This window comes from Veillonella tobetsuensis, assembly GCF_001078375.1.
GTDB classification, from domain to species: domain Bacteria; phylum Bacillota; class Negativicutes; order Veillonellales; family Veillonellaceae; genus Veillonella; species Veillonella tobetsuensis.
Genome location: NZ_BBXI01000022.1, coordinates 1 through 12,614, shown reverse-complemented (window position 1 = coordinate 12,614; position 12,614 = coordinate 1). Strand labels below are relative to the sequence as shown.

Below are 12,614 nucleotides of genomic sequence, written 5' to 3'. Positions count from 1 at the left end.
TATGTGACGATTAAGCATTCGTACGAACAGGTGTTACTACGTACGTATAGTTCGGATTATTATCTTGGCGAATCACAACAGGACCATTTTGTTTTAAATACATATGGATATTATCGCCTGTGCTGTGACGCAAGATATCAGAAATGTAGCGACCATTAAAGGAAATCGTGAATGGTGTGCCCTTAAATTCCACAGGAATTTCTTCCTTCGCCATACCGATTTCAGCATTTTGGCTGGACAAAGTCACTTGTACCTCGGACCAGTCATAGCGAATTACGTTGTAACTCATATCTTTTGCCAATAAGGATACACGATCAACGGCGCCTGCAAAATCTTTGCGGTCTACAATCGCACTAGAATCGAATTGAGCAGGAATTACCTTTTCATATTCTGGATATGTACCTTCGATTAAGCGAGAAATAATATAGATGGATTCAAACATGAACACGATTTGTGTGCGATTCCAAATGATTTTAATAACAGATGGATTGTCTGTTGGCAATAAACGAGATACTTCTGCTAAAGCCTTTGTTGGAATGATAACGCGCATTGGATTAGTTGCTGGTTCATCGATAGTTACTTTCTTAACCGCCATGCGATGTGTATCTGTAGCAACCATAGTTACTTCTTTGTCGTTTGCATCTTTAATTTCAAGTAAAGCACCAGCAAATACAGGGCGATCATCATCGCTGGCTGCTGCATAGTTCGTAAGGTCGATAAGTTCTTTCATTGCTTGGCTGTCCATAGTTACATGATCTTGGTCATGAATTTGTTCAACTAAGGAAAAATCGTCTGGATGCAATGTGACAAGATTAAATTCAGAGGAACCTGATGTGATTTTTAAGGAATTGCCATCTTCTGGTTTGCTCAATTGAATTGTTTCACCTGGCAATTTGCGGATTAATTCTTGGAAGTAACGAGATGCAACCACCAAAGTACCTGGTTCTAAGATTTCTGCATCGATAGTAAGTTTGATGCCCAATTCAAAATCGTTACCTTGTAGTTCCACTTGATTATTTTTTGTAGTGATATAAATGGAACCTGGTAGATTGGAACTTGTTTTGTTTTGAGATACTTTTTGTAAAACGTTAATGGCTTTTTGGAGATTGGCCTTTGGAAATTTGATATTCATATCGTAAATACTCTCCTTGTTTGTAATATTCGTTGTGTGATTTACGTTGGTCCTCTATAGATAATCAACGATAGATCGGTTTTCTGATATGTTTTTGATTGTTTTGTAAGTTTAGTAGTATTTGTAGTAGGCGTTGTGAATGTGTGCAAATGTGAAAGTTTTTTAGATTTTATGCCTTTCTACAGGTGTGGATAAGTGTGTGTATACATTGTTTTAGGTTATCCACATACTCACAGAAAATCTTAAATTCTGCATTATCCACAGATTTATACACAATCTATCCACAGAGTTATCCACACCCATTTTAGTTGAGTGATGAAAGCTTGGCTTTGATGTCTAGGATAATCTGTTTTGTTTCAGGATTCTTGTCGATTTCTTTGCTAATCTTATCGTACGCATGCAAAATCGTCGTATGATCCCTCGAAAAGGCTGCTGCGATTTGTGGATAGCTTTCATTAATCACATCGCGACACAAATACATGGCAATTTGACGTGGGAATGCAAATTGAGCCTTACGTTTCTTGCCTAACAAATCTTGTTTCTTAATATTGAAATAAGTACTGATAAAATCTTGAATGGACTCGATATCAATCAGTGTCACCCGTTCCGTCGTGATGATGTCGGATAATGTTTTTTTCGTGTATTCTAGGTCGATACTGCTAGTTCGTTGTTCAAGGGATGCAGTACCAATAAGCTTGTTGAAAGCCCCTTGCAGTACGCGGATGTTTTCATCGAATTGCAATGCCACGTAGTTGATGGCATCGTTGTCGATAACGAGATTCCGATTCTTGTTGTTTTCCTTTTCAACGAGGGCTTTCAAAATGGCGATGCGCGTTTCCAAATCTGGATTTTCCATGGTCGCTACATAACCTGCTTGGAACCTAGAACGCAAGCGATCTTCGAACTGATCCATGTCGTTTGGCATGGTATCGCTGGTGAGGACGATTTGCTTGTTATTGTCCAATAATTCGTTGAAAGTATTGAAAAATTCTGTTTTCGTACCCTCTTTATTTTCCAAGAACTGAATATCGTCGATGAGCAATACGTCGATATTGCGGAAGGTGTTACGGAATAGTTCGCCTTGTCGCTTGCGAATGGATTCGATGAACAAATTCATGAATTTTTCGCTCGTTGTACACATCACCTTAAGATTTGGATATCTTTCGACAATGGCATTGCCAATAGCGTGCATAAGATGCGTTTTACCGAGGCCAGACGGGCCATAGATAAATAGCGGATTATAGTCGCCACCTGGATGTTCCGACACATTTTGAGCGGCTCCAAAGGGAATGCGGTTCGAGTTGCCTGTAATGTAATTATCGAATCGATAGCCATGGTTGAGCTGAGACGACGACAAATCGATAGGAATATCAGTAGACTGTAGCGTTTGCGCAGTTTTTGTCTGTTCCATAGGGAACATCGGCTCATCAGGAATTAACTCATACGTTTCTTTTCGTTGAATATACACAGGTTCATCATAGACCGGCGTGTAAAACTCCTCTTGATAAGGAACCTCTTGTTTCGTAGGTTTTGTAAGTTCCGTACCATTTTTCAGCGTACTCAATGCAGTACTTACGGAGAAAGTATCCGTTACTTGCGGTGGCTCTACCGGTGTTTCCTCTTTGGGTGGAAATAAATCAAGTAAAACCATATTTAATTGTTTGCCCGTCACTTGCTGGATGGCATCTGTTAACATCTTACTCACCGTTTGCTGAGATTCAATGACATTTTTTATAAAACTCTGCATAACCACAATGTGAATAGAATTGTTATCTATACTCATCGGTATGAGAGATGTACTTAAACTTGAATAAATCGCAGGTGGCAGTGTTTGTTTCGCTACTTGTAATATATGTTCCCATATATCATTAAGATCAGTTGCTTGCATTTTATGCCTCTTGTGTATAAATTTTACTAAAAATGTGGATAACTTTTGTAATTATGTGTATAACTTATTCAAAAGCTGTGGAAAAATTAAAAATACCTGTGAATAACATGTGCACAACTTGTGAATAAGAGAAAATAAAATTCCCTTCCAACCTTATAAACACTAGGTTTTTACTATTCATAGGTTAAAAGAGAAAAAATGTGGATAACTTTTGTAAGCTATCTATAAAATACTTATAAAAACATATATTTTTTACCAATTTCAGTTATAATTGTACCAAAAAATAGGGGGATTGTCATTTAATCTGTGGATAACTTTTATGGAATTTGTTTATTTTAGCATTTTGAGTGAAATCCGGTTTGGTGGTCACTTTTTAGCTCCACCGGCCGGGTCTGTCTCCGGCCTACGGCCTTCGCAGGGCCAAAGTCGCTAAAAAGTGACCACCAAACCTACTTTAATCTAAAATTAGCTAAAATAAACAAATTTCATATGGGTAGAAGGACACCGGCCGGGTCTGACTCCGCCCTGCGGGCTCCACAGGGACATAAGTAGGGTGTTTGGGAAAATAGAACAGGCCTGTTTTATTTCAAAAGAGGTGTATGTATGTTGCTCTAAAATAGTAGATTCTGTCTTCCCCGCCAAGGGAAGGTGCGCGCAATCTGTTTCAATAAAAAAACAGGTATTTTATTATTTGTTTTTATTGATGCGAAACCGATAGGATGATCTTTGAATGGAATATAATTTGTTTGACGTTTTCATAGTTACAGTAGAATGAGGAAAGGGCCATAATTTTGCAGAGACTTTGGCCCTGCGAAGGCCGCAGGCCGGAGACAGACCTGGCCGGTGGAGCGAAAAATTATGGTCCTTTCCTCATTACTAAGTTATGAAAATGTTGGCAGCAAACAAATTATATATTCAAAAATAGTGTGATATCGGTTTCGCACATACTAAAAATGCTAAGAAAACACCTGTTTTTTATTGACAGATTTGCGTTTTCCCTCTATAATTACCCTGTTATGGTATAAGTAAAACAAATATATAACGAGGAGGTGTTTTACTAATGAAACGTACATATCAACCAAATACTCTTTGGAGAAAACGTACCCATGGTTTCCGTGAACGCATGAAAACTATTGGTGGCCGTCTCGTATTAAAAAGAAGACGCGCTAAAGGCAGAAAACGCTTATCTGCATAATATAATGGCTCAGCAAGAGCTTTCAGAAAACTTGGCGCTCTTGCCAAGTTTTTCTATTCTATAGGACTCGGACGATACAATGGATTACCGCTTAGATAAAACGAGACGTATTATAAACAATAATGAATATCGCCTTGTGTATAAGCATGGTAAGTATGAGGTAGGACGCCTATGCGTTCTATATCGTATGCCTGTAGCGAAGCAAAAGACTCGTATCGGATTTGTGACGGGGAAAAAGGTGGGCGGTGCTGTACAACGCAATCGTGCACGACGCCTTATGAAAGAGGTGTATCGCCTCAATCAGCATCAACTTCGCGAAGGGTATCATATTGTTATCGTTGGACGTGGCCCTCTGAAGGACGCAACCTATGAACGAGCGGAAAAGGAAATACTGTACTTATTGCGTAAAAGCAAGCTCTTAGTATAATCCTATATAGGACCACAAGCATGGACAGCGCTATGCTTTGGTCCTATTCGCGTATTATGAGGCCTATGGTTTAAATGTATATGCAATTTTAGACCTTAAGCCTAAATGGTGAATTCTATGAAAGATACATGTATAACTATATCCAACCTTATAAAACGAGGGGTAACCTTTGTTTTATGGCTCGTTATCCGCTTCTATCAGATTGCCATATCCCCTCTCAAACCGGGATGTTGCCGATATTATCCCACTTGTTCCGCATATACTCTGCAGGCCATTGAAAAATATGGACCCTTGAAAGGTAGCTGGCTTGGGCTAAAACGCATTTTGCGTTGTCATCCATTTCATAAGGGCGGCTATGATCCCGTTCCTTAATTTGGTATTAGTGAAAGATAAGACTAGTACAACTTTCACAATTGACATTAGTTTGAGTTAGCACAGTTTTGGAAATACCTGAGCATCTGTATGGATGAAATTTAGACCATACCATAACGATATATGGATGCGCAATGGTGTCCTGTTTAGGCCTACATTCGAAGGAGAAACAATGGAAATTTTTAACTATTTAGTTGAATTTATGCGCACGCTTGTGACATATGCATTCAACTTGACTGAAATGGTCGGATTCCCAAGCTATGGGATGGCTATCATCATCCTTACTGTTTTTATCAAAGCGATTCTAGCGCCGTTGACAGTAAAACAAATCAAATCTATGAAAGCTATGCAAGAGTTGCAACCTCGCATGAAAGAGCTTCAAGATAAGTACAAAAATGATCCTGCAAGAATGCAAGCTGAAATGGCTGCTATGTACAAAGAATTGGGTGTAAATCCACTAGCTGGTTGCTTGCCTTTATTGGTTCAAATGCCTTTCTTGATTGCTATCTTCTATGCATTGCAAGGGTATCCTTACAATCCTGCATTCGAACATTTCCTCTGGCTTCCTAGCCTTGGAGAAGCAGATCCATACTACATCTTGCCTGTATTGAGTGCTTTGTCCACATGGGTTATGTCTAAACAAACTGGTATGGGCGCTTCTGGTGCCGCTGCACAACAACAAAAGATTATGACAATCTTTATGCCATTGTTCATCGGTTACATTTCCTTGAACTTCCCATCCGGCCTTGTTATTTACTGGATCGTATCCAATGTGTTCCAATTTGTGCAACAACATTTCATTTACAAAGGCTTAGAAGCTAATAAATAGGAGGCACTATGGAATTTATCGATGTATCTGCTAAAACAATTGAAGATGCCATCGCTAAAGGGGTTGCAGAACTCTCTATAGATGGTCGTGAATTGGTAGAAACAAAGGTTATTGAACAACCTTCTAATGGTTTTTTAGGCATTGGCCGTAAACCAGCCGTTGTTCGTTTGTTTTATACAACAGTAGCTGCTACGGCTACAGTAGAAGAAAAAGAAGAAATCGCTGAAACTTCTGTTGCTGTATCTAATGAGCCTGTGGCTACTTCTGAAAGTAATGTTACTGTTTCTGAAAGCTCTGCTGATGATTCTGAAATCGACGAAGTTGAAGATGAAACAGAAACTACTAAAGAAACGAAAAAAGAACTTTCAAAAGAAACACAACAACTTATCGCTGAAAAAGGTAAGAAATTCCTTGAAGATATGTTCGGCCAAATGGGCCTTGTTGTGATGATTGAAAAAATGTTTACCGCTGATAAAATCACGTTCCAAGTACATGGTGAAGACCTCGGTATCTTGATTGGTAAACATGGTCAAACTCTTGATGCTATCCAATATTTAACTAATTTGGTAGCTCATAAAGAAGTGTCTGGCCACTGTCACATCGTGGTTGATGTGGAAAATTACCGCTCTCGTCGCGAAGAAACGTTGATCAATCTTGCAAAACGCCTTGCTTCTAAGGTAAAACGCAATCGTCAAAAGGTTTCCTTAGAACCAATGAATGCATTTGAACGTAAAATCATTCACACTGCGTTGCATGATGATAAACATATCGTCACAGAATCTGCTGGTGATGAACCATTCCGCCATATCGTGATCTCTTACAAAAAATAAAAGTGTTTGGTGGCGATAGCATTCTGATAACCTCCACCGGCCGGGTCTGACTCCGGCCTATGGCCTCCGCAGGGCCAAAGTCGGTTTTAGAATGCCACCGCCACCACCATTTTATTTATACGTAATACGATAGGTTATGGTGAAAGCTAACCTAAGGTAATCTTCGCGTGCGTAGATTGGTTTAGTTTAACTTTCACAGGCGAAGAAGATATAAAAGTTAATCGAAATACGGAGATTTTTATGTATATAGATGATACAATAGCGGCCATTGCGACTCCGCCCGGCATCGGCGGGGTTGGTATTATTCGGGTCAGCGGCAAGGATAGTTTTCCTATTGTAAATAGCCTGTTCAAGAGCGCTGGCATCGTTCCGTTAATGGACCGCCAAAATAGAACGATTCAATACGGGACTATTGTGGATCCAGCGACGAACAAGACCATCGACGAGGTTCTTGTGTTATTAATGAAGGGTCCTCATTCCTACACGGCAGAGGATGTGGTGGAAATTCAATGTCATGGCGGTATTGTGCCGGTTCGACAAATCTTGAAATTGCTCGTCAATCATGATGTGCGCATGGCAGAGGCCGGCGAATTTACGAAGCGTGCCTTTATGAATGGACGTATCGACCTCACCCAAGCGGAGGCGATCATTGATATTATTGAAGCAAAAACAGAGGACTCCCTTTCTCTCGCTGTATCGCAGCTGGACGGCACAGTTTCGTCCTTTGTAAAAGATGTGCGTGAACAGCTCATCGCTATGATTGCTCATTTAGAGGTAACTATCGACTATCCAGAAGAGGATATCGAGGATGTAACGAGCCAAGAGGTTCGCGAGCAGCTAGAACCTATTTTGAAAGCTATGGATGAACTCTTGTCCACAGCGAACACAGGACGCCTCATTCGTGACGGTATTACGACGGTTATTGTAGGCCGTCCAAATGCAGGTAAATCGAGCCTTATGAACGCTCTCTTGCGCGAAAACCGCGCTATTGTAACGGATATTCCGGGGACGACGCGGGACAGTATTGAAGAATATATGACCGTAGAAGGCATTTCATTGCGCCTCATCGATACGGCAGGTATTCGAGACACACAAGATACGGTGGAAGCCCTTGGTGTGGAGCGTGCTCGCGATTATATTAACAAAGCAGATATCGTGCTCTGCGTTATTGACGGGTCTACCCCATTGACCCCTGAAGAAATTGAAATTTTGACCTCTGTTAGCGGTTTGAACACTATCGTACTCCTCAATAAGTCCGATGTGGCACAAGTCGTTACAGATGAAACTATTAAAGAACACGGTACTTTTACAGCTATCGAACGCATTAGTGCCAAAGACGGCGAAGGCTCTGCAGTTCTCTCTAAATGGGTGCAAGAACTCGTCTATGGCGGTCGTGTAAAACAAGACAATAGCGCCATGATCAGTAACGTGCGCCATATCAGCCTCATGGAACAAGCGAAGGCTCAAGTCGAAGAAGCCCTCTCCTCCATCGACATGGGCATGCCGGTGGACTTTGTCGCTACCGACCTGCGCAGCGCCTGGGAACTACTAGGCGACATCACGGGTGATACAATTCGTGAAAGTATGATAGATGAATTATTTAGTAGATTTTGTCTCGGTAAGTAATGTAGATATGGAATGATGGCTTTCAAAAAACGACTTTGGCCCTGCGAAGGCCGTAGGCCGAAGTCAGACCCGGCCGGTGGAGTTTCTTGGAAGTTATCATTCCATATACATTTCATAATAAGTAGTAAATATAAGGAAATTCATATGTACACAGTAGATAATTATGATGTCATCGTCATCGGTGGCGGTCATGCTGGTTGTGAGGCGGCCCTCGCCTGCGCCCGCATGGGTCATCGCACGTTGATGGCGACCATCAGTTTGGATAATATTGCACTTATGCCGTGCAACCCTGCCGTTGGCGGTCCTGGTAAAAGCCATCTTGTGTATGAGCTCGATGCGTTGGGCGGTCAAATGGGTATCAATGCGGATGCTACGGCCATTCAAATGCGTATGCTTAATATGGGTAAAGGACCTGCCGTGCATTCTTTGCGTTGCCAATCTGATAAGGTTAAGTACCAACATTTGATGAAACAAACTGTAGAGAATACAGAGAACCTCAATGTTAAGCAAATCATGGTAACTGAGCTCAAGGTTGAGGATGGCAAGGTAACGGGCATCGTTACTGAGCTTGGCGAATTCTATGGCGCTAAGGCTGTTATTCTTTGTACAGGTACCTATTTGAAAGGCAAAATCCTCATCGGCGATATCGACTATGTAGGTGGCCCAAATGGGCAACGCGTAGCGGAACAATTTTCTCAATCCCTACTAGATAATGGCGTTGAATTGATGCGCTTTAAGACTGGCACGCCAGCCCGCGTAGATAAACGAACGCTTAATATTGAAAATATGGCCGTTCAAGAAGGCGATGCACATCATCATGCCTTTTCCTTTATGGACGAATGGATCAACCGCAACGAAGATGTGTGCTGGTTGACGTATACGAATAAGGAAACGCATGAGATTATTAAAAGCAATATTCATCGTGCTCCTATGTACAGCGGTAAAATTGAAGGTGTTGGCCCGCGCTACTGCCCTTCCATCGAAGATAAGGTGGTGCGCTTTGCTGATAAAGAACGTCATCAACTATTCGTGGAACCAGAAGGTACAAGCACAAACGAAATGTACGTACAAGGCATGAGTACATCCCTTCCTATGGACGTACAATACGCATTCCTTCGCACCATTCCTGGTCTTGAAAACGTCGAAATCATGCGTCCTGCCTATGCTATTGAATACGATTGCTTGAACCCAACACAATTGACGCCAGCTCTTCAAGTGAAACATATTGAAGGCCTCTACTCTGCAGGTCAAGCCAATGGCACATCTGGCTATGAAGAAGCCGCTGCACAAGGTCTAATGGCTGGTATTAATGCAGCGTTGTGGCTTCAAGGAAAAGAACCTTTCATCCTTGCTCGCTCCGAAGCATACATTGGCGTTCTCATCGATGATCTCGTAACAAAAGGTACCAACGAACCATATCGCATGATGACGAGCCGTAGTGAATACCGTCTATTGCTTCGTCAAGACAATGCGGACATGCGCCTTACCGAAAAAGGTCGTGAAATCGGCCTTGTGAAAGATGATCGTTGGGCTAAATTTACAGCTAAAAAAGCGGCCATCGAAGAAGGCATGGAATTGTTGCGCAACACACCTGTCAATCCGTCCAAGGAAACGCAAGCCTTGCTTGAAAGCTTGGGCACAGCCCCTATCAAAACAGGCATCCACGCATATGATTTGGTAAAACGTAACGAACTCTCCTATGCTACCGTAGCTGATGCATTCGGTTTGAAACGCTTTACACCTGACGTTGAAGAAGCTATGGATATTGCCATTACCTACGAAGGTTACATCAAAAAGCAAATGGACCAAGTCGATAAGGTTCGTAAATTAGAAGAAAAAATTCTTCCAAAAGAATGGGACTACACACAAATTAAGGGTATCTCCCTTGAAGCGCAACAAAAGCTCAACAAAATTCACCCTCACTCCATCGGCCAAGCAAGCCGTATTTCTGGCGTATCCCCAGCGGACGTGTCTGTTCTGTTGATTCAACTAGAACAATATTATAGGAACAAATAGAATATGTGATTACATAGAAAAAAGCTAGCTAATCGTTTGATTAACTAGCTTTTTTCTATTGGTTTATGTTGTATTAGCTTAATGGTTTAGACCAATCTTCTACATTTAAATGATTAACTCTTTTGAATTCTTTTGTATTGTTAGTTACAATAGTTAGACCTTTCGATTTAGCATGGCTAGCTATGAGTAAATCCATAGGACCAATAATTTTTCCTTGTGATTGTAAATCAGCTTTTATTTTTCCATATTCCTCAGCAGCATGACTGTCAAAATCAACAATTTCTATAGGCGATAATAAAAGCGTTAGTGCTAACCTATTTTTATCTTTGGCTTGGCTTTTTTCAACACCATGCATTAATTCAGCATATGTAATTGATGAAATGCATATGTCTGATGGATGATGTTTTAAAATTTTTTGTAGTACAACTTCTGGCTCTTGTTTGATAGCATAAATACAAATATTTGTATCTAACATATACTTCATAAAGTTTCACGCTCCTGATGATCGATTTCTTCCCGTCCGTTACACATAAAATCATCTGTAAATAATGATAAGCCTGCTACAAAACCTGTCCACTCATCATCTTTTGGCATTAGTAAGACTATATTGCCTACTTTGTTGATGATTACTTCATCACCATTAAACCGATACTCTTTTGGTAATCGTACAGCCTGGCTACGGCCATTTTCAAATAGCTTTGCTGTGGTCATACACATCACCTCCTTGTTAAGAAAAGTATATACCTTGATATATATTTTTACAAGTATTAGTTTTACAAATATAACAGATAAATCTTTGCATAAATATATGGATATTTATAACTGTAATATATGTAAAAGTAAAATTTTGTACATTCTAGACGTACATAAGGTGTACACACAGAAAAGACAAATTATAAGATAAAATAAAGATATTTTCATATAGGAAATAAAATTTGGAGTATAGTATTTGGTAAGTGTTAAAATACGAAGAATTATAATTGATAGTTAATTGAGAATATCATTAATGGGATCATATTGATATAAGATTTTTATGCGTACCTCCTCTTTTTGCATTTTTATCTATATAATAAATGAGAATATATTGAGAATATGGTATAATAGATACAAATATGACTCTTATATTTCGCTTGTATGCTCTTTTTTAAGTGCTTTGTATATAATTTATCCTAGAAGTACATAAATAGGTCTTATAGCGCGAATAAATGAATTTTAGCCTGAATTACATACATATAGTTAGGAGCACCGATGAAAGAAAAATATGATGTGCCTATCGCTAGTGAATCTGAGTTTGTAGAATATATGCTTTCACAAATGGTATCATTTGGATTGCCATGCACACTGCAGCAAGCAAAAGATTTCTACGTGTACTATGCACGCATGATCGAAACAAATAAATATCTTAATCTGACGGGTATTACGGATATGAAGGAAGTCGTGGTTAAGCACATGATTGATTCTCTATCTTGTTATGATCCGAAAATTATCAAATCTGGATCCTCTATTATCGATGTCGGAACCGGTGCTGGTTTTCCTGGCATTCCATTGGCCATCTATGATAGAACCTTGCACGTGACCTTGTTTGACTCTCTCAAGAAACGCCTTACTTTTCTTGAGTCCGTTATCGACGAATTGCAATTGACGAACTGCAAGACCTTACATGGACGCGCTGAAGATTTGAGTCATCAAGATTTTCGTGAAAGCTTCGATATCGCCACGAGTCGTGCAGTGGCACGTTTACCAATCCTATTAGAATGGACTGTTCCCTATGTAAAAGAAGGTGGTTACGTAATTGCTTTAAAAGGCGCTATCTACGAAGAAGAAGTCGGCGAATCTGATAAAGCCCTTAGCACATTAAAAGCATCCATCGAAGATGTAAGAACCGTTACACTCCCTACCCTAGATGATAAACGAGCTATTGTGTATATCAAAAAGACTGGAAAAACACCTGGAAAATATCCTAGAAAACCAAAAGAGATAAGGGATAAACCGTTATTATAATATGCTACAATCTTTTTCATTAATGTAAGCAATCTAAAAACACCTTCCAAAAAGCCTCCACCGGCCGGGTCTGACTCCGGCCTATCGGCCTCCGCAGGGCCAAAGTCGTTTTTTGAAAGGTGTTTTTAGATTAAACTTATATTATGAGTAACAATAAATAGGAAAAGATTGTGGCATATTAATACTAACGGCTATAACGAAAACAAGGGGCTGTAACAAAACAGCCCCTTAACTTTTTTATATTTCTAAGCAAAAAGGGTCCCGAGGGACCCTTTTCGTTGGTATAATTAAATTATGA

Annotated in this window: 12 protein-coding genes; 8 read left to right on the top strand and 4 right to left on the bottom strand. The window is 40.1% G+C overall.

Annotated features, from left to right (window positions below; all coding sequences use genetic code 11):
- Positions 1-10: 10 nt before the first annotated feature.
- Entirely contained in the window at positions 11-1,132 is a 1,122-nt protein-coding gene (gene dnaN / locus VEI_RS09090; protein ID WP_059364534.1) for a DNA polymerase III subunit beta, read from the bottom strand.
- A 304-nt stretch (positions 1,133-1,436) separates the two neighbouring features.
- A complete protein-coding gene (dnaA, locus tag VEI_RS09085; protein WP_059364532.1) occupies positions 1,437-3,020 on the bottom strand; it encodes a chromosomal replication initiator protein DnaA in 1,584 nt (527 codons plus the stop codon).
- 1,060 nt (positions 3,021-4,080) lie between these two features.
- Here dnaA and rpmH point away from each other — a divergent pair.
- The 7 genes from rpmH to mnmG all read left to right on the top strand — a co-directional run bounded on the left by rpmH (position 4,081) and on the right by mnmG (position 10,315).
- Positions 4,081-4,215: a 50S ribosomal protein L34 gene (gene rpmH / locus VEI_RS09080; protein WP_004692946.1), complete on the top strand. Its 135-nt coding sequence runs from the start codon at positions 4,081-4,083 to the stop codon at positions 4,213-4,215.
- 79 nt (positions 4,216-4,294) lie between these two features.
- Positions 4,295-4,642, top strand: a complete 348-nt coding sequence (gene rnpA / locus VEI_RS09075; protein WP_059364530.1) for a ribonuclease P protein component — start codon at positions 4,295-4,297, stop codon at positions 4,640-4,642.
- A 117-nt stretch (positions 4,643-4,759) separates the two neighbouring features.
- Positions 4,760-5,014, top strand: a complete 255-nt coding sequence (gene yidD / locus VEI_RS10145; protein ID WP_082161477.1) for a membrane protein insertion efficiency factor YidD — start codon at positions 4,760-4,762, stop codon at positions 5,012-5,014.
- A gap of 172 nt (positions 5,015-5,186) precedes the next feature.
- Positions 5,187-5,843 (top strand): YidC/Oxa1 family membrane protein insertase, encoded by a 657-nt coding sequence (locus VEI_RS09070; RefSeq protein WP_059364529.1) that lies wholly within the window; start codon positions 5,187-5,189, stop codon positions 5,841-5,843.
- An 8-nt stretch (positions 5,844-5,851) separates the two neighbouring features.
- On the top strand, positions 5,852-6,673 hold the full coding sequence (gene jag, locus VEI_RS09065; protein WP_059364527.1) for an RNA-binding cell elongation regulator Jag/EloR: 822 nt from the start codon (positions 5,852-5,854) through the stop codon (positions 6,671-6,673).
- Positions 6,674-6,913: 240 nt separating this feature from the next.
- A complete protein-coding gene (gene mnmE, locus VEI_RS09060; RefSeq protein ID WP_059364525.1) occupies positions 6,914-8,299 on the top strand; it encodes a tRNA uridine-5-carboxymethylaminomethyl(34) synthesis GTPase MnmE in 1,386 nt (461 codons plus the stop codon).
- Between the two features lie 144 nt (positions 8,300-8,443).
- Positions 8,444-10,315, top strand: coding sequence for a tRNA uridine-5-carboxymethylaminomethyl(34) synthesis enzyme MnmG (gene mnmG / locus VEI_RS09055; protein WP_059364523.1), 1,872 nt, complete (start codon positions 8,444-8,446; stop codon positions 10,313-10,315).
- Between the two features lie 73 nt (positions 10,316-10,388).
- Here mnmG and vapC read toward each other — a convergent pair whose 3' ends face one another.
- Positions 10,389-10,799 (bottom strand): type II toxin-antitoxin system tRNA(fMet)-specific endonuclease VapC, encoded by a 411-nt coding sequence (gene vapC, locus VEI_RS09050; protein WP_059364521.1) that lies wholly within the window; start codon positions 10,797-10,799, stop codon positions 10,389-10,391.
- Positions 10,796-11,026, bottom strand: coding sequence for a type II toxin-antitoxin system antitoxin VapB (gene vapB / locus VEI_RS09045; RefSeq protein WP_059364519.1), 231 nt, complete (start codon positions 11,024-11,026; stop codon positions 10,796-10,798). Before vapB ends, vapC begins: the two co-directional genes overlap by 4 nt.
- Positions 11,027-11,563: 537 nt before the next feature.
- Between vapB and rsmG the strand changes: the two genes are divergently transcribed.
- A complete protein-coding gene (gene rsmG, locus VEI_RS09040) occupies positions 11,564-12,316 on the top strand; it encodes a 16S rRNA (guanine(527)-N(7))-methyltransferase RsmG (protein ID WP_059364517.1) in 753 nt (250 codons plus the stop codon).
- Positions 12,317-12,614 lie beyond the last annotated feature (298 nt).